The sequence below is a fragment of the Adlercreutzia equolifaciens genome, assembly GCF_029076695.1.
Lineage (GTDB): Bacteria > Actinomycetota > Coriobacteriia > Coriobacteriales > Eggerthellaceae > Adlercreutzia > Adlercreutzia equolifaciens_A.
In genome coordinates this window covers 1,135,478-1,156,104 of sequence record NZ_JARFIK010000002.1, presented here as the reverse complement: position 1 = coordinate 1,156,104, position 20,627 = coordinate 1,135,478, and the positions used below count along the sequence as shown (strand labels likewise).

Genomic DNA, 20,627 nt, shown 5'->3' with positions numbered 1-20,627 from the left:
GGAATACCGCCGCCCTTTCGCGGACAGCTAAGCAAAGCGCTCGTTCTTGGAATCTGAGCCCTGCTGCCGGCAGTCCCTACAGCCAGGAGCTGACAATAGGCACCCAGCCCATGATGAGGATGATAACCACCAGCACCGGCACCCCAAAGCGCATCCAGGGATACAGCCAGGTGGGAAATTTCAGCCCCTCGCCCTCGTTGGCCTCGGCCAGGAAGTTCTTCCATCCCCAACCGCGCTTCGAAACGCAGAACAGCACAAACACCAGCGAGCCCAAAGGCATGATGTTGCTGGACACCAGGAAGTCCTCGATGGTCTGAATATCGCCGACGCCCGGCATAACCACGTCCGACAACACGTTGAAGCCCAAGGCGCAGGGCAGTGAAAGCAGCGGGATGGCAATGAGGTTCACTGTGACGGCCTTCTTGCGGCTCCAGCCCCATTCGTCCATGGCAAAGCGCAAAATGCCCTCGAACACGGCAATGACGGTGGACAGGGCTGCGAAGCTCATGAACACGAAGAACAACGTACCCCACACGTGTCCCAGCCACATCTGCTCGAACACGCTGGGCAGCGTGATGAACACCAGGCCGGGGCCTGAATCCGGCGCCACGCCGAAAGCGAAGCAAGCCGGGAAGATGATGAGGCCGGTGGCCAGGGCCACGCCCGTATCCAGCACACCGATGGTGGCCGCTTCGCCCATGAGCGAGCGATGCTTGTCGATATAGCTGCCGAAGATGGTCATAGAGCCCATGCCGATGGAGAGCGTGAAGAACGCCTGGCCCATGGCGGCATAGGCGGCTTCGAAGAAGGCGTCGGGGCTGCCGAAGATTTTCGAAAAATCGGGCAGCAGGTAGAAGGCCACGCCCTCTTCGGCGCCCGGCAGCGTAAGGGAGCGAATGACCAGCACGCCCAGAATGGCCAGCAGGCACAGCATCATGACTTTCGTAATGCGCTCGACGCCCTTCTGCACGCCCAGCGAGCAAATGAGAATGGAAGCGGCACATACCACCACCATCCAGAACACCACTTCAACCGGGTCGGCCAGCATGGCGTTGAAGATGGCCGCCGTTTGCTCGGTGCCGGCGTTGACGAACTGCCCCGAGGCCATTTTCGGCACATAGGCCAGCATCCAGCCGGCCACCGTGGTATAGAACATCATGAGCAGGTAGCAGCCGGCAATGCCGATCCACTTGTACTTATGCCAATGGCTGCCGCGCGGTTCCAGCACGTTGAAGGCGCGGGCGATGGACTTCTGACTGCCGCGGCCCACGGCAAATTCCATGACCATGATGGGAAGTCCCAGCACCAGCAAGAAGAACAGGTACAGCAGAAGGAAAGCCGCGCCGCCGTACTCGCCGGTAATGTAGGGGAAGCGCCAGACATTTCCCAGGCCGATGGCGCAGCCGGCGCTGATAAGAATGAATCCGAGACGGGAACCGAATCGCTCTCGTTCCATGAAGGCTCTCTTTCTAAAGGCGCAAATGCGCCCGGTCGGGCACCCGATCGGCAATCGGGGCGCAAATCGTACATCAGGCATGAACACCCGACTCCATGGTAGAGAAGCCGCTGCGGGGTTTTCGGGCCAGCCACGAATGGTAAGCTAACTGCAAACAAAAGGAAACAGCTGGGAACCAGATTCCAGAGAGGACTTTGGGTGGGGAAGGATGCGCCGATGAATATTTTGGTGAGCGCCTGCTTGCTGGGAGAACCCTGTCGCTATGACGGGCGCGCGAAGCCCTGCGCCGCCGTGCAGGCGCTGGCGAAGCAGCATCGACTGGTGCCCGTCTGCCCCGAGGTGCTGGGGGGTCTGTCCACGCCGCGCCTGCCTAGCGAGCTGCAGCCCACCGAAGCGGGGGTGCGTGTGGTGAACGCCGAGGGCGGGGACGTGACTACCGCCTTCGAGCGCGGCGCCGACATTGCCTGCCGCCTTGCAGAAGACGAGGGTTGCACTATGGCTGTGCTCAAGAGCGGCAGTCCCTCCTGTGGTAGCGAGACCGTGTACGACGGAACCTTTACCGGGCGCCTGCGCCGTGGCGAGGGCGTCGCGGCGGCGCGACTGCGGGAACAAGGGGTAACGGTGGTCGACGAGGAGCATCTTGGCGCCCTTCCCCTTGAGAACGGTAACGACCGCTAACGAGAAAAGGCCCGAGAACTCATGCTCTCGGGCCTTTTCTCAGGAGTGGTTGAAGAAAAGCGTTACTTCGTTGCGTTGTCTTTCGCGTCGGCGGCGGCCTTCTTGGCGTCGTCCATCTTGTCGGCAGCGGCCTTCTTCAGCTCTTCGGCCTTGTCCGAGGCGGCGTCGGCGATGTCGCCGGCCTTCTCAGCGGCGGCGTCCTTCAAGTCGCCGGCCTTCTCGACGGCAGCATCCTTCAGGTCGCCGGCCTTGTCGGCCAAGTCTCCAGCCTTCTCGGCGGCCGCGTCTTTCAAATCTCCTGCCTTCTCGGCGGCGGCGTCCTTCAGGTCGCCGGCCTTGTCAGCCAGGTCCTTGGCGCCATCCTGGAACGCCTCTTTGATGTCCTCGCCGGCGTCCTTCATCTTGTCCAGAAAGCTCATGGGATCTCCTTCCCGTGGGTTAACAACTAAGGTCATCTTATGCGGGAAGGGAGCTTGGGGCTGAGGGCGGAATCGCTTCGATGCTGCGCCTTTGACGTCCCGTAAGGCTGCGGTTGAAATCAAAGAGCTGTTCAGGGCGGTTGAGCTTCTGCGCGAAGCGGCGCGTTGGCAATTGCTGCCGTCAATGTGGTCCTCGCTAGGCTTGCCTGAGGTGGTAATAATTCCAGGGTTCTGGCGGCGAAGAGGACAACCTGTGCTACCATGAACAAATGTTCTTATACCATGCGTAACTAGTAATGCTTATATAAGCATATAAACTTATAAGGAATGCTGTGACCGAAGAAGCTTCATCGTCGCGGGAGAGCGCTCGCTCCTCCAGCCCCGCCCTGGCCGCTTTTGTGCGCACCCTTGCTCAAGCGCCCGCCGAGGGCGACGGCGCGGTGCGGCTGGTGCCCACCTTGACCTACGGGTTCGGCGAGTTCTCGGTTACGTTCTCGGTGCAGGGGGAGCGCGGTTCCTACGTGGTGAAGTCCCTCGATGATTTCGTCGCCCATTGTGAGACCGGGGAGGAAGCGGCCTATGGACCCAAGCTGTCGTTTGTGCACAGTCTTGGTGCCTTCCATCGGGCAAGTCGTCCCCTGGTGGGGTTCGTCGGCCGCGCGGTGCGGCGTCGCCGTGAGCGGGAGGAGGCTCGCGGCGCATCCCGCGGCCGGACGTTTGCCTATGAGGAGCGCTGGTCTGCGTCGCGCCGCACGTCTGAAACCGTGGGCCGTACGCTGCATCTGAGCGAAGACGAAGTGGTTGACTTCCTGGATGCCACCGGAGAGGAGCCCTTCGCCTTTGCCTGTACCGACGGCAGCGTGCGCTCGCGTATGACGGTGCACTGCGCCTCGGGGCGGCCGCCGGCCCTGCTGCGGCTCATCGAGGAAGACGGAGGGGTGGTGCTCACGCGGGACGATGCCCTCATCGGCGCCTTCTCCGGTGAGCGTGCCTATGTGCTTTTCGATGACGTCTTTTATCGTTGGGGTGATGAATACGCCGAGGGGGCGCAGTTCATTCGCCAGGTCTACAACTCCGACGATGCCGAGTTGTTCGTGGCTGCTGCCGATCTGCCGGCCTTCGGGGCGGCGGTGCTGCCGCGGTTGGAGGAGGCCTTCGAGGTGCAGGCGCCGGCGTTCCTCGATGCCTATCGGCGCCGTCCGTGCCAGGTGAACTTCTATTTCGATCGCGTCGGTGAGGCCATCGAGGTGGGTGCCCGCGTGTGCTACGGGGCTGATGAAGTAGTGCTTTCCCTGGGGCCGTCAGAGGTTCCCGAAGCCGTGGAGCAGGTGCGCGAGGGCATTGTGGTGATGGCCGGCGTCGTGAACGAGGTGCCCGAGGCCAGCGCGGAAATGCCCTGGCGCAACCTTGAGCGAGAGCAGAGCGCCCTCGACCTGCTTCAACAGTACGTGCCTGCGTCGGCCTCGCTGCCCCTGGCCGACGAAGAGGCCATGGGCCTGTTGCTCTTCGAAGGGCTGGCCCGCTTTCAGGAGGCCGGTGCGGTGCATACTACGCCGGCCTTCGATCGACTGCTGTTCGCCCGGCCGCCGCGATTGTCCCTCGGGCTTTCTCTAGCGGGCAACCTCATTGCCATGGACGTGGCCTTAAGCGATGTGCCTCCCGAGGAGTTGGCTGCGCTGCTCGGTTCCTATCGGCGCCATCGCCGCTTCCACCGACTGCGCCAGGGCGCCTTCCTCGATTTGAATGCCGGCGATGTGGCCGAGCTGAACCGTCTGGCTCAGGATATGGGCCTTGATGCGGCAACCTGGGACGGCTCGTCGGTGGAGCTGCCCACCTGGCAGGCCTTCTATCTGGACAACGAGTTGGCTGACGTTTATCGCGATCAGGGCTTTACCGAGTTTGTCGATCGCTATAGGGCGCTGTATCGCTCTGCCCAGCGGGCCGGAAGCTCCTCGGGCGCGGCCCAGGGAGCCGTTGCTGCCATTCCGGGATTCGAGGCACAACTGCGCTCCTACCAGGCGGCGGGTGTGGAGTGGATCGAGGCGCTGTGGGAAGCGGGTCTCGGCGGCATTCTGGCCGACGAGATGGGCTTGGGGAAGACCGTGCAGGTGATTGCCGCGCTTTGTCAACGGCGCGCTCAAGCGCCCGCGGCTCAGGCCCCCGTGCCCGATGATGCGACGAAAAAGCCCGCGCTGGTGGTGTGCCCCGCATCCCTGGTCTATAACTGGACGGCCGAGTTTGCCCGCTTTGCACCGGCCTTGCGCGTCTGCGCGGTAAGCGGCACGGCCTCCGAGCGGGCGGTCCAGCGGGGCGGCGCGGCGGAGGTACTGGTGTGCTCCTACGACGTTGTGCGCCGCGACGCCGAGGCCTGGGAGGCGCTCGATTTCGACGTGGTGGTGCTCGATGAGGCCCAGTACGTCAAGAACCACGCTACGGCCACCACGCGGGCCGTCAAACGGCTGCGCGCCGATCATCGCCTGGCGCTGACGGGAACCCCGCTGGAAAACCGCCTCTCAGAGCTGTGGAGCATCTTCGATTTTCTCATGCCCGGATTGCTCGGTCCCTATCAGCGCTTTCGCGAGCGTTTCGAGGCGGCCATTATCGGCGGCGATGAGGACGCCGCCCGTCGGCTGCGCCTGCTGACGGCTCCCTTCATCTTACGGCGCACGAAGCGGGCCGTGGCGCCCGAGCTGCCGGCGAAGGCCACGGTGACGGTGCCCGTGGCGCTCGAGGGCGAGCAGCGCCGCCTCTACGACGGGGCCGAGCAGTCGCTGCGCGAGCGCTTGGCGGCGCAAATCCGACTGTCCCGCTCCCGCGAGGCGCGCTACCTGTCCGACAAGGAGCGCGAGGCGCGGGCGCCCCGGGTCCAGGTGCTCGCCGAGCTGTCCTCGCTGCGGCGCATTGCCCTTGACCCTGCTCTGGTGTTCGAGAACTACCAGGGCTCCTCGGCCAAAATGGAAGCGCTGCTGGAGCTGGTGTCCGCCGGGTGCGAGGCGGGGCAGAAGATGCTCGTCTACTCCCAGTTCACCAGTTTTCTCGCCCGGGTGGCGGAACGGCTGGAGCAGTCCGGGATACCGTTCTACCAGTTGACGGGCTCCACGCCGAAAAAGGAGCGCGTGGCCCTGGCGGCGGCCTTCAACCACAATAAGGTGCCGGTGTTCCTTATTTCGCTCAAAGCCGGCGGCGTGGGTCTGAACTTGACGGGCGCCACCGTGGTGGTGCACACCGATCCCTGGTGGAACGATGCCGCCGCCCGCCAGGCGGCCGATCGCACCCACCGGTTGGGCCAGGACCAGCCGGTCACCGTGTACGAGCTGGTGGCCCAGAATACCATCGAGGAGCGCATGCGCTCGCTGGCTGCCATGAAGGCCGAGCTCGCAGCGCTGGTGCTGGGGGAGACCGAAGAAGAGGACGCGGGGGACGATCAGCCGGGGTGTGCCCAAGGGGAAGACGCCGGCAAGAACGGCCTGGCGGCTGCGGGTGCGCTGTCGCCGGAAGAGCTTTACGATCTCTTGAACTGGCATGAAGAATAATCGGGCTCCTTCGCGTGGACGCGGGAATAGCGTAAACTGGAACGGAACAACTTTGATGGCGGCCACGATGACAAAGGAGCACGTCCGTGGGTTTTTTCGATCGCATTAGCGAGGGACTGTCCCGTTCGCGCGACAAATTCAAGGAGTCGATGAACGTCCTTCTGGACCGCGGTCCCGATTTGGACGAGGAGTTTTGGGACGGCCTTGAGGAGACGCTCATTCTGTCCGACGTGGGCGGCGCGGCCGCCAGCGCCATCGTTGAGAACCTGCGCGATCAAGCCACGCGCCAGGCGCTTCCCGATGCCTACGCGGTACTGGACTTGCTGAACGACGAGATTGCGGCCACCTTTACCGATTCTGACCAGGACATCTTCGGCGGTGAGCCAGCCGTAGTGCTGTTCGTGGGCATCAATGGCACCGGCAAGACCACCACGGTGGGCAAGCTGGCGAAGGCCTCCACCGACACCGGGCGCGCCGTCATCCTGGGCTCGGCCGACACCTTCCGTGCTGCGGCCATCGAGCAGCTGGAAGTGTGGGCCAAGCGCGCGGGGGTGGAGATGGTCACCCGCGAGCGCGGCGCCGATCCTGCCAGCGTGTGCTACGACACGCTGGAGCGCGCCGAGGCCACCGAGGCCGACTTGGTACTCATCGACACGGCTGGCCGCCTGCACACCTCGGCCGACCTTATGCGCGAGCTGGAGAAAGTGGTGTCGGTGGTGCGCAAGCGCTCGAAGCTGCCGGTGTACACGGTGCTGGTCATCGATGCCACTACGGGGCAGAACGGCCTGCAGCAGGCTCGCGAGTTCAATCGCGCCCTGGACTTGGACGCGCTTATCGTTACCAAGCTCGACGGTACGGCCAAGGGCGGCATTGCCCTGGCCGTCAGCCACGATTTGAGCCTGCCCATCGTGAAGATCGGCGTGGGCGAGGGCATCGACGACCTGCGCGATTTCGACGCCCATGAGTTCGCCACGGCCCTGGTGGGCTCCTTCGACGAACGCTACGACGAAGTGGAGGACGCACTGACGGGCGAAAACGCCAAGGAGGCTGCCATCACAGCTGGTGAACGTCGCCGCGATGTGCTGGAAGGCTGTCCCGAGGCGCCGGCTCTCGCGGCCGACGACGCCCCTGTGCTCGACGAGCAAGCCGATGTGGAGAGCGCCTTCGCCACGGCTGCGGCCGAGGGCGACGACGACTTCCTCGACGCTGCCCTGGGGCGCCGCACCCACGAGACCATCGTGGTGGAAACCGAAGAGGACACTCAGGAGGGAGTGGCCGCTGCGGCGCTCACCGAGCTTGATCGCAATGCCCAGGCGGTAGCCGAAGGGGCCGAAGCCGGGGCCTTCGAGCCCACGCCCCTGTTCGAGGCGGCGCAAACTTTTGAGCCTGCCGAGGCCATCATTCCCTACGAAGAGCTGCCTCCCACCGACACTACGCCGGCCGCCGCCGAGCTTGACGGGGCCCTGGATGCTCCGGCCGATGACGCTCCTTTCACCGACGAGGAGCTGGCCGAGCTGGCCATGGAGGCCGCCCAGGAGGAAGCCGAGGAGCCGGAAGAGGCCCCCGAGGAGCAGCCCCAGAAGAAGAGCTTCTGGAAGCGCCTGTTCGAGTAGCCCCCTATAATGCTTGCGAGCCATTTTCGCTGAAGGAGTACGTAGCCCATGCTTGAGAACCTTTCCGAACGCCTCCAAGGCATCTTCTCCGGCCTGAAGTCCAAAGGCCGCCTGACCGAGGACGACATCAACGCCGCCATGCGCGAAATTCGCCTGGCACTGCTGGAGGCCGACGTCAACTTCAAGGTGGTGAAGACCTTCGTCGCTCGCACGAAGGAGCGCTGCCTGTCGGCCGAGGTGCTCGATTCCCTTACGCCGGCTCAGAACGTCGTGAAGATTGTGCTCGACGAGCTCACCGAGCTTTTGGGCCGTACCGACTCGCGTCTGGTGCTGGGCAGCCGCATCCCCAACGTCATCATGCTGGTGGGCCTGCAGGGCTCCGGTAAAACCACGGCGGCCGCCAAGCTGGCCTACCGCCTCAAGCAGGAAAACCACAGCCCGCTGCTCATTGCCGGCGACGTGTATCGCCCCGCTGCCGCCGATCAGCTGCAAACCCTGGGCGACGAGATCGACGTGCGTGTCTATCGCGGCGACGGAAAAGACCCGGTGGCCATTGCGAAAGAGGGCGTCCAGTACGCCATCGACAACCTGCGCGACGTGGTCATCATCGACACCGCCGGCCGCTTGCATGTGGACGCCGACATGATGGAAGAGGCCCAGGCCATCAAAGAGGCCGTGAAGCCCGACCAGATCCTCATGGTGGTCGACGCCATGACCGGCCAGGACGTGGTGAATGTGGTAGAGGCCTTCGCCGAGTCGGTTGACTTCGACGGCGTCATCATGTCGAAGATGGACGGCGACGCCCGCGGCGGCGGTGCCCTGTCCATCCGCGAGGTCACGGGCAAGCCCATCAAGTTCATCTCCTCGGGCGAGAAGCCCGACTCGCTGGAGCAGTTCCATCCCGACCGCATGGCCAAGCGCATCTTGGGCATGGGCGACGTGGTCTCGCTCATCGAGAACGCCGTGCGCGTACAGCAGGCCGAGGAAGAGGAGCTGGAGGCCGAGCGCATGATGCGCGGCCAGCTTACCTTGGACGACTTCCTTATGATGAACAAGCAGGTGCGCAAGATGGGCGGCGTCTCCAAGCTCATCAGCGCGCTGCCTGGCGGCGATAAGGCCCTGGGATCGGGCCAGGTGGACGAGGGAGCGCTTGATGCCATGGAGGTCATCATCAACTCCATGACCAAGGCCGAGCGCGCCAAGCCCGAGCTTTTGAACGGCAGCCGTCGCGCCCGCATCGCCAAGGGCGCCGGTGTTACCGTCACCGACGTGAACCAGATGATGAAGAAGTTCAACGAGACGAAGAAGATGGTGAAGCAGGCCACCGCCGGCATGGAGCAGCAGGCTTCCCGCAAGGGGAAGAAGGGCAAGAAAGGCAAGCGTCGTCGCGGCCTGGGCATCCCCGGCATGGGCGGCATGTCCATGAAAGACCTCCAGAAGCTCCAGGACATGATGGGGCAGTAGCCTTTTCTGCAGGTAAAAGCGCCCTCCGTGTGCGGTAAGAGCTCCCTGCGGGGAGCTCTTTTCTTGAAGCCAGAAGCCGTTCGCCGCCTTATATGGTTACGAATTGTCATTCTGTAACACTCAAGGGGCGACTCTGCTATTGTTACGTACTGAAAAGATGTAACACTAAAGGAGGGTTTCGTGGAACGATTGCTCTTTACCCGTCGCTCGTTTATGGCGTGGGCTGGCTGTGCGGCAGGCTGTGCAGTGGCGGCCGGCCTGCTGACGGGCTGTGCCGGCGGCGCGGGCGGAGAAAGCACTGGAACTGGTGTGGCAGGTGCGGAGTCTGGTGGTGGCTCGGCGATCGCGGGGGCCGGCGTGGGCCCGAACGGGGAGAGCCAGGTGGTCATCACCATGACGCCCAGCTCCGAGCCGGCGGCGGGATTCAATCCGCTGGTGGCCTGGGGCGCTGGGGAGCATGTCCACGAGCCGCTTATCCAATCCACGCTCATCACCACCGACAACAACCTGGAATTTGTGAACGACCTGGCCACGGCCTATGAATGTTCCGAAGATGGCATGACCTGGACGTTTGCTATCCGTGATGACGTGAAGTTCACTGACGGCACGCCTCTGACAGCCGAGGACGTGGCCTTCACCATCAACGGTATTGTGAACGGTGAGGCTTCGGAGGCGGACCTGTCCATGGTGCGCGAGGCGGTGGCCACGGACGCTTATACCTGCGAGCTGCGCATGGAGCGCCCCAACAACGCCCTGCTCTACACCCTGGCCGTGGTGGGCATTGTGCCAGCCAATGCCTACGGGCCCGACTACGGCGAGCATCCCATCGGCAGCGGCCGCTATATGCTGGAGCAGTGGGACCGCGGTCAGCAGGTCATCTTGCGGGCGAATCCCGACTACTATGGCGAAAAGCCGCTGATGGATCGTGTGGTCGTGCTATTCATGGAAGAGGACGCCTCTCTGGCGGCTGCCCAGTCGGGTACGGCGGACGTGGCCTACACCTCCGCCTCGCTAGCCGGAACGGTGCCTGCGGGCTATACGCTGCTCAACTGTGCTTCCGTGGACTCCCGCGGTATTTCGCTGCCCTGCAATCCGGCGGGGGACACCGTAACCGAGGACGGCGTCGAGTACGCGGCCGGCAACGACGTTACGTGCGATCTGGCCGTGCGCCGCGCGCTCAACTATGGCATCGACCGCACGCGTCTTATCGATCACGTGCTGAACGGCTATGGCCATGAGGCCTTCTCGGTGGGGGATGGCATGCCCTGGTCGAGCGAGGCTATGCGCGTGCAGACGGACGTTGAAGAAGCGAACCGCTTGCTTGACGAAGCCGGCTGGTCCCGTGACGGCGACGGCATGCGTGCTAAGGACGGTGTGCCCTGCGCCTTCGACTTGTATTACTCTGCCAGCGATTCTACGCGCCAGGCCATTGCCTACGATTTCGCCGACCAGTGCGCGGAGCTGGGCATTGCCGTAAACGCAAAGGGTGCCAGTTGGGACGACATCTATGCACGCCAGTATGCCGATCCGGTGTTGTGGGGCTGGGGCTCCAACTCTCCTGTTGAGTTGTTCGAGCTTACCTACGGAAACGGCTGGGGCAACTACGCCCAGTACAAGAATGCGGAGGTCGATGCCAATCTCGAGGCGGCTCAGGCGGCGCGCACGGTGGAGGAGAGCTATCCCTTCTACCAGGCAGCCCAGTGGGATGAGAAGGCTCAGTCGGGCGTCGCGCCCCAGGGAGCCGCCACCTGGGTCTGGCTGGCGAACGTGGACCACTTGTACTTTGAGCGCGAAGGTCTCAAGGTGGCCGAACAGAAGCCCCATCCTCATGGCCATGGCTGGAGCTTGGTGAACAACATCGATCGCTGGAGCTGGAACTAGGGCCCCAAGCTCGAAAGGTTACTCTGGTGGCATGACGCGCTTCATTCTGGGAAATATCGGTCGATTCGTGCTGCTCATGGTGGCGGTGGCGGTGCTCACGTTCACGCTGGTGAGTCTCTCGCCCGTTGATCCAGTGCAGGCGAACGTGGGGCAGGCGGCGCTTCTGGGCATGAGCGAGGAGAAGCGGGCCGCGCTCGAGGCTTACTGGGGCGTCGGTACGCCCATGCACGAGCGCTTTTTCTCGTGGGCCGCTGATTTCCTGCACGGCGACTGGGGCACCTCTCTGCGCTACAACATGCCGGTGGCGGACGTGGTGGCCTCGCGCGCGTTGAACTCGCTGGCGCTCATGGGGGTGGCGTGGCTGGTCAGCGGCGTGCTCGGCTTCGCGCTTGGCGTGGCGGCAGCGCTCCGCCAGGGAAGCCTGCTCGATCGCTTTGTGAAGGGCTACTGCTTCGTACTGGCAGCCTCGCCCACCTTCTGGGTGGGCCTTTTGCTGCTCATGGTGTTCTCGGTATGGCTGGGGTGGTTCCCCTTGGGCTTCTCGGTGCCGGTGGGCAAGAGTGCCGCGGATGTCACCTTCCTGGACGCTCTGCACCACATGGCCCTGCCGGCCATTACGCTCTCGCTGGTGGGGGTGGCCAACATCGCCCTGCATACGCGCGAAAAGGCCATCGATGTGATGGGCAGCCCCTATTTCCGTTTCGCTCGCGCGCGGGGCCTGACAACCGGCCAGGCTATGGCGCGCCATGGGCTGCGCAACTTGGCGCTGCCGGCATTGACCCTGCAGTTCTCGCAGATTGCCGAGATATTCGGCGGCTCGGTGCTGGTGGAAGAGGTGTTCTCGTACCCAGGCCTGGGGCAGGCGGCCGTGACGGCCGGCCTCGGTGGCGATGTGGCCCTGCTGGCCGCCATCGCGCTGGTGTCCGCGGCGCTCGTGTTCGCCGGCAATTTGACGGCCAACCTGCTCTACGGCCTAGTGGATCCGCGCATGCGTCGTTCGCGAGGAGGTGGAGAACGGTGACGTTCGGCGAAACCGAAACAGCCCCCCTGCTGTCTGCACCGCGAGTGCGACGCGCGACGAACCGCCGGCTTACCTTGGGTTTGGTGGTGTTCTCAGCAGTGGTGCTCGTAGCCGTGGTGGTGGCGGGCCTTGCTGTGGGCGGTGCAGCTAACCAGACCGACTTCGCGGCGAAGATGCTGGCGCCCTCGCTTGCCCATCCCTTCGGCACCGACTGGATGGGTCGCGACATGTTCCTGCGCACTTTAGCGGGTCTTTCTACCAGCGTGCTGGTGGGCCTCGGTGCGGCGGTGGCCTCGTCGCTCATCGCTCTGGTCTTGGCCGCGGGGGCGGCCCTTGGCCCGCGGTGGATGGATGCCGCGGTCAGCTGGCTTATCGACCTTATGATGGGCATTCCCCATATCGTGCTGCTCATCCTCATTTCCTATGCCCTGGGGAAGGGCTTTTGGGGCGTTACCATCGGCGTGGCACTTACGCATTGGCCGAGCCTCACGCGCGTGCTGCGGGCAGAGATTCTGCAGTGCCGGGCGTCGGGCTTTGTGGCGGCGGCTCGCCAGCTGGGGGCCTCTCGACTTGCCATTGCCTGGCGCCACATGGTGCCCTTTGTGCTGCCGCAGTTTTTGGTAGGGCTTGTGCTGTTGTTCCCGCACGCCATCCTGCACGAGGCGGCCATCACCTTCCTGGGGTTCGGCCTGCCTCCCGAGATGCCCGCCATCGGCGTTATCCTCAGCGAGGCCATGGGGTACCTTTCGGCCGGCGCCTGGTGGCTGGCGGTGTTTCCCGGCGTGGCGCTGGTGCTGACCGTCATGCTGTTCGATGGGGTGGGAAGCGGTCTGCGCCGCCTCCTGGACCCCCAGAGTGCCCAGGAGTAGGGAGGGGCCATGGAGGAGAAGAAGCTTGCAGCCTCGCAGGGGCAGAGCAACACGGCGCCCCACGAGCATGTGGACCATGGGGCTCAGCCCGTGCACCACCATCATTCCCATGCGCAGGATTCGCGCCATGCCCACGGGCACCACCTGCTTACCGTGGAGGATCTCACTGTCAGCTTCCGCATGTACGACGAGGGCGAGCCTTACTTCCGTGCCGCCCAGCGGGACGTGGAAGTGCTGCACGGGCTGTCCATCTCGGTGCACGAGGGCGAGATGGTGGCCGTGGTGGGCGCTTCCGGCTCAGGCAAGACGTTGCTGGCCGACGCGGTGCTGGGGCTCTTCGAGCCGAACGCCATCGTGCGTGGCCGTATCTGGTTCGACGGCGAGCCTATGACGGCCGCTACGTTGGCGGCCGAGCGCGGCCGAGGCATTGCCCTGGTGCCCCAGTCGGTGGCCAGTCTCGACCCGCTTATGCGCGTGGGCCGTCAGGTGGAGGGCGAGCCGCAGGGCCGTGGGGCTGTCCGACGGGCCGATGCCGCCCGACGTCGCGAGCGTCGCCGGCAGCTGTTTGCCCGCTACGGCCTGGACGAGTCCGTGGCACAGCTCTATCCTCACGAACTTTCTGGCGGCATGGCCCGTCGCGTGCTCCTGTGCTGCGCGCTCATGGGTGCGCCGAAGCTCATCGTGGCCGATGAGCCTACGCCCGGCCTGGATTTGGACTTGGCCGTGCGCGCCTTGGCCGACCTGCGCGCCTTCGCCGATGAAGGCGGTGGCGTCATGCTCATTACCCACGATATCGAATTGGCGCTCTCGGTGGCCGACCGCGTGGCGGTGTTTCGCGACGGTACCGTGGTGGAAGAGACGGCCGTGGCGAACTTCGCTGCGCCCGAGCTGCTGGCCCATCCTTTCAGCCGCCAGCTTTGGCACGCTTTGCCTGAGCATGACTTCTCTGCGGGAAGCTCCTCCGTCGGCGCTGGCGGGTATTCCGATTCGCTCAGACAGTCCTTGCTTGGTGAAACAGCCCACTGGGCTGTTTCAGTCGCTGCGGAACTCGCTCGGTCGGAACACCCGCCAGCGACGACTGCTCCTCCCGACCTGAAGGGCGGTGACTTTCCGTGTTAGAAGCTTGCAACCTCACGGCGGCCTTTGACGGGCGTGTCATCTTCCGCAGCTTCAACCTGGCTGTCGCGCCCGGTGAGCGGGTGCAGATTGCGGCGCCCTCGGGGGCGGGCAAGACGACGCTTGCTCGTATTCTGGCAGGCTACGCGAAGCCCCAGGCGGGGGAGGTGCTGGTAGATGGCGCTCCGCTTCCCAAGCGCGGCCCGTGCCCCGTGCAGCTCATCGGCCAGCATCCCGAGCGCATGGTGGACCCGCGCCTGCGCCTGGAGCGCACCTTGCGCGAGGCCGGCTGGACGCCCGACGACACGCGTCTTCTGGAGCAGACGGGCATCCGCCCGGCATGGCTTTCCCGCTTTCCCCACGAGCTTTCCGGCGGCGAGCTGCAGCGCTTCTGCATCGCCCGGGCGCTGGCGGCCAACCCGCGCTACCTTATCGCCGACGAAATATCCACCATGCTGGATGCGGTCACCCAGGCCCGTATCTGGGATATGCTGCTTGCCGAGGCGGAAGAGCGCCATCTTGGCCTTCTCTTCGTCTCCCATTCGCCAGCCCTGGCCGCGCGCCTTGCCACCTGCGTGGTGAATTTGACCGACGGAGCCGCGGGCGGTGCGCCGTCCGTGGATAGTTCGTGGAAGGGAACTTGTCAAAGCGCCCGCTAAGCCGTATTATTAGCAATTGCTGTTTTCGCCGCACTGTGCGAACAGTGCTTGCGTATAGAGAATGAAAGTACAAGAAGGAGTTCCATTTCATGGCAGTCAAGATTCGTCTCGCCCGTCACGGCGCCAAGAAGCGCCCCTACTACCGCATCGTTGTCGCCGACTCCCGCGCCCCGCGCGACGGCCGTTTCATCGAGGAAGTGGGTCGCTACAACCCCTGCGCTCATCCCCATCTCATCCAGTTCGACATGGAGAAGGTGGATCGCTGGCTGGCCGACGGCGCCCAGCCCACCGAGCGCGTTGAGAAGCTGCTGAAGATCGCTCGCGAGAACGCCTAGCATTATGGCTGATCAGACAGAGGATCTCGCCGGTCTGGTCGACGCCATCGTCCGCCCCCTCATCGAGGTCGAGGACGAGCTCGATATTACCGCTGTGGATACCGAGGACGGCAATATCCTGGTCGAGATTCGCGTGAACCCCGACGACGCCGGCAAGGTCATCGGCCGTCAGGGCCGTGTCATCAAGGCCATCCGCACTCTGGCGCGCGCCGCGGCGTCGCGTTCGGGCAAGCTGGTCGATGTGGAGCTCATCGATTAAATGCGCGGCTGGATTGATATCGCCACCTTGGCGAAACCGAAAAATCTTAAAGGAGGGCTCGTCGCACGAGGTGCGTCGGGCCTTCCCTTTTTGCTGTACCCGGGCTTGACGTTGGCCCTGGTGCCCCCGGTGACGGACGCCCCGCGCACGGTCACCGTGGCCAGCGCCGAAGACCGCGCCGACAACGAGGCGCTGGTATTCTTCGAGGAAGTAACGGACCTGTCCGGGGCCGAGGCCATCGCCGGCTGCCACTGCCTGGCTCGTGAAGACGCGGTGGACCTGTCTGTGCTTGAAGACGCCGAAGAGCTCCCCGACTGGGAGGGCTGGACGGTTTTCGACAACGAAACGGGCCTTGTGGGCACGGTACGCTCCATTGACGAGCGCGCAACGCAGCCCCTTATCACCGTCGAGCGCCCCGAAGGGGGAGAGGTGCTCATTCCCCTGGCGGAAGACTTCCTGGTCGATCTGGACGAGGAAGGCCGCCGCATCGTCATGGCCCTTCCCGCCGGCCTGCTGGACCTGTAGACCCCCGCGGTCGTCCAAGGAACCCCCATGATCATCGAAACCCTCTCCACATTTCCCCATATGTACGACTCCGTCATGGGCGAGTCCATGATGAAGCGCGCTCAGGAGAAGGGCATCCTGCAGTTCAAGGCCCACGACCTGCGCGACTGGACCCACGACCGCCATCGCACCACTGACGACGACCCCTACGGCGGAGGCGCCGGCCTCGTCATGAAGTGCGAACCCATCTTCGAAGCCGTTGAAGATATTCTCGGTATTGAAATCCCTGGCGCAACCAAGGCAGAGTCCGGCGGGGACGCGGGGTGCCCTGACCGAGCGAGTTCCGCAGCGACTGAAACAGCCCAGTGGGCTGTTTCACCAAGCGAGGACTGTCTGAGCGAATCAGGGTACCCCGCGGCCCCGCCCCCCGGAGAGCTTCAGCGCCCAAAAATCGTCTTCCTAGCCCCGCAGGGCCGCACCTTCGACGACGCCTACGCCACCGAGCTTTCGCAAGAAGACCACCTGCTGTTCATCTGCGGTCACTACGAGGGCATCGACGAGCGCGTCTACACCCTGGCCGACCACGTCATCTCCCTGGGCGACTACGTGCTTACCTCGGGCGAGCTGGCCTCCATGGTGGTCATCGATGCCGTGGTGCGCAAGCTGCCCGGCGTGCTGGGCGCGGCCGACGGTCCCATCGACGAGTCCTTCACCAGCGGGCTGTTGGAATACCCCCAGTACACGCGCCCGGCGAACTTCCGCGGCATGGAGGTGCCCCCGGTGCTTCTGTCCGGCAATCATCAGGCCGTGGCCCAGTGGCGGCGCGAGCAGAGCCTGCAGCGCACGGCTCAGTTGCGCCCCGACTTGCTGCGCGCCTTCGAACGCGCGGGAAACCTGACGGCCGCTGACCAGAAATATCTGTTGTCTTGGAGCGAGGACTGGCATCCTTCCGACGAAGGGGTATCATAAACAATCACGTGTTTTCCATGCTAGGAAGGGGTCTGTCTACCCATGAACGAAAGCGGCCGCGCTGAGCGTTCCTCGAGTTTTCTGCGCACGCTCATAAGCCTTCTGGGCCTTATTGTGCTCGTGGTCGTGTTGTCATGGGGCCTGCGCACCTTCGTCTTCCAAGCCTATGAAATTCCCTCCGGTTCCATGGAGGAAACCATCATGCCCGGTGACATGGTGTTTTCGGAGAAGATCACCTACTACACCAGCACGCCGCAGCCCGGTGACATTGTCACGTTCTCTGATCCCGATCCGGCCCAGTCCGGCCGCATTCTCATCAAGCGCGTCATTGCCGTGGGCGGTCAGACGGTGGACTTGCAGGACGGCCGCGTCTATGTGGACGGCCAGCTGCAGGACGAGCCCTACACGCGCGGCGAGCCGTCCTACCCGCTCACGCCGGTGTACGGCACCGAAATCAACTATCCCTACACGGTTCCCGAAGGGGGCCTGTGGGTCATGGGCGACAACCGCACTAATTCTCAGGATTCCCGCTATTTCGGGGCGATCAAGGCATCGACCGTCACCGGAAAGGCGATATTCATCTACTGGCCGCTGGACAGCATCGGGCCTCTGTAGGCCCTGTTCGCGCCGCACCGTTGGATACCCGTTCAGAAGGAGAGCCATGAGTTCGCAAACGGCCACCGCCGAGCAGGAGAAGCTTCCTCCCACATTCCAAGACGTCATCATGAACCTGCAGCGCTACTGGGCGTCGGTGGGTTGCGTGGTGCTGCAGCCCTACGACAACGAGGTGGGCGCCGGCACCAACGCTCCGGCCACCACGCTGCGCTCCCTGGGTCCGGACACGTGGCGCACCTGCTACGTGCAGGGCTGCCGCCGTCCCACCGACGGCCGCTACGGCGAGAACCCGAACCGCGGGCAGTTCTACTACCAGTTCCAGGTGCTCATCAAGCCCTCGCCCGACAACATCCAGGACCTGTACCTGGGCAGCCTCGAGGCCATCGGCATCGACGTGGCCGCCCATGACGTGCGCTTCGTCGAGGACGACTGGGAGAGCCCCACGCTGGGCGCCTGGGGTTTGGGCTGGGAAATTTGGATCGACGGCATGGAGGTCACCCAGTTCACCTACTTCCAGCAGGTGGGCGGCTTCGAGTGCAACCCGGTGCCCGTGGAGATTGCCTACGGCCTGGAGCGCCTGACCATGTTCGTCCAGGGCGTCGACAACATGTACGACATCGTGTGGGCCCGCGGCGACGACGGCGTGGTGTTCACCTACGGCGACGTGTACCTGGAGAACGAGCGCGAGTACTCCAAGTTCAACTTCGAGGTGGCCGACACCGACTTCCTGTTCCAGGAGTTCGCCGATCGCGAGACCGAGTGCCTGCGCACCCTGCGCGCCAACCTGCCGCTGCCCGCCTACGATTCGGTGCTGAAGTGCTGCCACGCCTTCAACCTGCTCGATGCCCGCGGCGTTATTTCCGCCACCGAGCGCATGGCCTATATTCTGCGCGTGCGCACCCTGGCCAAGGCCTGCTGCGCCTCTTATATGCAGAACGTCGTGGGTATGGACGTGAATGACGCCGATTTGCAGGCCATCCTCGATTCGGCTCCTGAAGAGCCGGTAGAGGAGGAGAAGCTCGCGAACGTGGTGCCCGCGGTGCCCGAGCGGCCGGCCGGGGGCGGATGCCCCTCGTCGCGCGGCGATCACTCCGAGCGCGCCTTCGAGTTCGTGACCCTGCCCGACGCCACTGACCAGGAGGCCTAAGATGTCGAATACCCAAACGCTCGCCTTCGAGATCGGCACCGAGGAAATTCCCGCCTTCGACCTGAAGCGTGCCACCGAGCAACTGGCCACCCTGGTGCCCGAGGCGCTTGACGCCGTGCGCATTCCCCACGGCGATGTGACCATCTACACCTCGCCCCGCCGCCTCATTGCCATCGTGGCCGATGTGGCCTCCAGCACCGAGGCGCTGGAGGAGGTCTTCCGCGGTCCTGCCGCCAAGATTGCCTTCGACGCCGACGGCACCCCCACCAAGGCCGCTGAGGGCTTTGCCCGCGGCAAGGGCCTGACTGTGGACGATCTGGAGCGTCGCGACGAGAACGGCACGGAGTACGTCTACGCGGTGCGCCAGGTGGCCGCCCAGGACACTGCCGAGCTTCTGCCTGCGGTGCTGCGCGGTGTTATCGACGGCATCAGCTGGCCGAAGTCCTGCCGCTGGGGCACCACTTCCGAAGTGTTCTCGCGCCCTGTGCGCTGGCTGGTGGCCCTGCTGGGCACCACGGTCATTCCCGTGGAGTACGCGGGCCTTGTGGCCGGCAACACCACCCGCGGCCATCGCTTCCTGGCCCCCGGCCCCCACACGGTGCCCAGCGCCGACGAGCTGGTGTCCGTGGTGGAGGGCGCCTACGTGGTGCCCACCCAGGAGGCGCGCGAGGCCGTTATTCGCCAGGGCGTTCAGGCCGCCGAGGCCGCCACGGGCTATCGCGCCGAGCTGCCGGCCAAGACGCTCACCGAGGTCATCAATCTTTCCGAGTATCCCACGGTGATGGTGGGCACCTTCGACGAGGAGTTCCTCAAGGTGCCCGAGGAGATCATCGTGGACGCCATGCTCATGCACCAGCGCTACTTCCCGCTCTACGATGAGGACGGCAAGCTCACGAACAAGTTCATCGTGGTCTCCAACGGCAACCCTGCCTGCGAGGACACCATCATCGACGGCAACGAGCGCGTCGTGGCCGCCCGCCTCTACGACGCCAAGTTCTTCTACGAGGAAGATCTGAAGATCCCCTTGGAGAAGTTCGTCGATCGTCTGGACGAAGTGGTGTTCCAGGAGGCCTTGGGCACCATGCGCGCCAAGACCGAGCGCGTGGTGAAGCTGTCGGCCCGTATTACGGTGCAGGCCGGCATCGAGCGCGAGGAGATGCGCGACATCGCCCGCTCGGCCTACCTGGCCAAGGCCGATCTGGTCACCAGCGCCGTCATCGAGTTTACCAGCGTTCAGGGCGTCATGGGCAGCTACTACGCCGCCGCCGCTGGCGAGCCTGAGCGCGTGGCCCGCGCCATCGCCGAGCACTACCGCCCGCGCTTCTCCGGCGACGCCATTCCCACCGACATCATCGGCCAGGTAGTGGCGCTTTCCGACAAGATCGACACCATCTGCGGTCTGTTCGCCGTGGGCCAGGCGCCCACGGGCTCCTCCGACCCCTTCGCTCTGCGCCGCGCCGCTCTGGGCGTCCTGGCCATCCTGGAGGAGACGGGGCTGCCCATCAGCCTGGTGGAAACCATCGACACGTCGCTCATCATCTATCGCGAGGCGGGGCTCGAGTTCGACAACGCCACGGTGCGCCGCGAGATCATCGACTTCTTCATTACCCGCGAGAAGGTGGCCCTGCGCGACAGCGGCGTTGAGGCCGACACTATCGACGCCGTTCTGGCCTGCGGTATCGAGGAGCCCATTGTGCTGGCCCGCCGCGCCCGCGCCCTGGAGGCCGCTCGCACCGAGGAGCGCCAGGTGTTCGAGGACTTGGCCACGGCTTTCGCCCGCGCCAACAACCTGCGCGACATCAAGTTGGGCACGGGCTACAAGCGCGCGCTGCTCACCGAGCCCGAAGCGGCGCTGGATGCGGCCATCGCCACCGCTGAGGAGGCCGTGGCCGATGCCCTGGGCGCCGATCGCTACGAAGAGGCCATCACGGCCCTGGCCACGCTGCGCGCCCCCATCGACGCCTTCTTCGACACCACCATGGTCATGGATGAGGACGCCGAAGTGCGCGGCAATCGCCTGAAGTTGCTCAACCGCTTCGCCAACGTGTTCTCCCACGTGGCCGACTTCGGTCAGATGGCTAAGAAGTAG

18 protein-coding genes are annotated in these 20,627 nt (G+C 64.5%); 16 read left to right on the top strand and 2 right to left on the bottom strand.

Annotated elements, in window-relative coordinates:
- Nucleotides 1-76 precede the first annotated feature (76 nt).
- Nucleotides 77-1,456 (bottom strand): sodium-dependent transporter, encoded by a 1,380-nt coding sequence (locus tag PZH32_RS10340; RefSeq protein ID WP_275208041.1) that lies wholly within the window; start codon nucleotides 1,454-1,456, stop codon nucleotides 77-79.
- Nucleotides 1,457-1,672: 216 nt separating this feature from the next.
- Between PZH32_RS10340 and PZH32_RS10335 the strand changes: the two genes are divergently transcribed.
- Nucleotides 1,673-2,134 (top strand): DUF523 domain-containing protein, encoded by a 462-nt coding sequence (locus tag PZH32_RS10335; RefSeq protein WP_275208040.1) that lies wholly within the window; start codon nucleotides 1,673-1,675, stop codon nucleotides 2,132-2,134.
- Between the two features lie 62 nt (nucleotides 2,135-2,196).
- Here the strand turns inward: PZH32_RS10335 and PZH32_RS10330 are convergent, their stop codons facing one another.
- Nucleotides 2,197-2,553, bottom strand: a complete 357-nt coding sequence (locus PZH32_RS10330; protein WP_275208039.1) for a hypothetical protein — start codon at nucleotides 2,551-2,553, stop codon at nucleotides 2,197-2,199.
- Between the two features lie 332 nt (nucleotides 2,554-2,885).
- Here PZH32_RS10330 and PZH32_RS10325 point away from each other — a divergent pair, with 332 nt between their 5' ends.
- The 15 genes from PZH32_RS10325 (at nucleotide 2,886) to glyS (ending at nucleotide 20,627) form a co-directional block, all read left to right on the top strand.
- Nucleotides 2,886-6,086, top strand: a complete 3,201-nt coding sequence (locus tag PZH32_RS10325) for a DEAD/DEAH box helicase (RefSeq protein WP_275208038.1) — start codon at nucleotides 2,886-2,888, stop codon at nucleotides 6,084-6,086.
- An 86-nt stretch (nucleotides 6,087-6,172) separates the two neighbouring features.
- Complete coding sequence (gene ftsY / locus PZH32_RS10320) at nucleotides 6,173-7,699, top strand: signal recognition particle-docking protein FtsY (protein WP_275208037.1); 1,527 nt, start codon at nucleotides 6,173-6,175, stop codon at nucleotides 7,697-7,699.
- A gap of 48 nt (nucleotides 7,700-7,747) precedes the next feature.
- Nucleotides 7,748-9,163 (top strand): signal recognition particle protein, encoded by a 1,416-nt coding sequence (gene ffh, locus PZH32_RS10315; protein ID WP_275208036.1) that lies wholly within the window; start codon nucleotides 7,748-7,750, stop codon nucleotides 9,161-9,163.
- Nucleotides 9,164-9,343: 180 nt separating this feature from the next.
- Entirely contained in the window at nucleotides 9,344-11,044 is a 1,701-nt protein-coding gene (locus tag PZH32_RS10310) for an ABC transporter substrate-binding protein (protein ID WP_275208034.1), read from the top strand.
- A 31-nt stretch (nucleotides 11,045-11,075) separates the two neighbouring features.
- Complete coding sequence (locus PZH32_RS10305; protein WP_275208033.1) at nucleotides 11,076-12,065, top strand: ABC transporter permease; 990 nt, start codon at nucleotides 11,076-11,078, stop codon at nucleotides 12,063-12,065.
- Nucleotides 12,062-12,934: an ABC transporter permease gene (locus PZH32_RS10300; protein ID WP_275208032.1), complete on the top strand. Its 873-nt coding sequence runs from the start codon at nucleotides 12,062-12,064 to the stop codon at nucleotides 12,932-12,934. Before PZH32_RS10305 ends, PZH32_RS10300 begins: the two co-directional genes overlap by 4 nt.
- A gap of 9 nt (nucleotides 12,935-12,943) precedes the next feature.
- Nucleotides 12,944-14,053: an ATP-binding cassette domain-containing protein gene (locus PZH32_RS10295; RefSeq protein WP_275208031.1), complete on the top strand. Its 1,110-nt coding sequence runs from the start codon at nucleotides 12,944-12,946 to the stop codon at nucleotides 14,051-14,053.
- Nucleotides 14,047-14,709: an ABC transporter ATP-binding protein gene (locus PZH32_RS10290; protein WP_275208029.1), complete on the top strand. Its 663-nt coding sequence runs from the start codon at nucleotides 14,047-14,049 to the stop codon at nucleotides 14,707-14,709. Before PZH32_RS10295 ends, PZH32_RS10290 begins: the two co-directional genes overlap by 7 nt.
- A gap of 89 nt (nucleotides 14,710-14,798) precedes the next feature.
- Entirely contained in the window at nucleotides 14,799-15,044 is a 246-nt protein-coding gene (rpsP, locus tag PZH32_RS10285; protein WP_275208027.1) for a 30S ribosomal protein S16, read from the top strand.
- 4 nt (nucleotides 15,045-15,048) lie between these two features.
- Nucleotides 15,049-15,303, top strand: coding sequence for a KH domain-containing protein (locus tag PZH32_RS10280; protein WP_275208025.1), 255 nt, complete (start codon nucleotides 15,049-15,051; stop codon nucleotides 15,301-15,303).
- Complete coding sequence (locus tag PZH32_RS10275) at nucleotides 15,304-15,828, top strand: ribosome maturation factor RimM (RefSeq protein ID WP_275208024.1); 525 nt, start codon at nucleotides 15,304-15,306, stop codon at nucleotides 15,826-15,828.
- A gap of 27 nt (nucleotides 15,829-15,855) precedes the next feature.
- The gene (gene trmD / locus PZH32_RS10270; protein ID WP_275208023.1) at nucleotides 15,856-16,776 is read left to right on the top strand and encodes a tRNA (guanosine(37)-N1)-methyltransferase TrmD; all 921 of its coding nucleotides are present in this window, start codon (nucleotides 15,856-15,858) and stop codon (nucleotides 16,774-16,776) included.
- Between the two features lie 42 nt (nucleotides 16,777-16,818).
- On the top strand, nucleotides 16,819-17,391 hold the full coding sequence (gene lepB, locus PZH32_RS10265) for a signal peptidase I (protein WP_275208021.1): 573 nt from the start codon (nucleotides 16,819-16,821) through the stop codon (nucleotides 17,389-17,391).
- Between the two features lie 46 nt (nucleotides 17,392-17,437).
- Nucleotides 17,438-18,538 carry a glycine--tRNA ligase subunit alpha gene (locus PZH32_RS10260; RefSeq protein WP_275208019.1) on the top strand — a complete coding sequence of 367 codons (1,101 nt, stop codon included), beginning with the start codon at nucleotides 17,438-17,440 and terminating at the stop codon, nucleotides 18,536-18,538.
- A gap of 1 nt (nucleotide 18,539) precedes the next feature.
- Nucleotides 18,540-20,627 (top strand): glycine--tRNA ligase subunit beta, encoded by a 2,088-nt coding sequence (gene glyS, locus PZH32_RS10255; RefSeq protein ID WP_275208017.1) that lies wholly within the window; start codon nucleotides 18,540-18,542, stop codon nucleotides 20,625-20,627.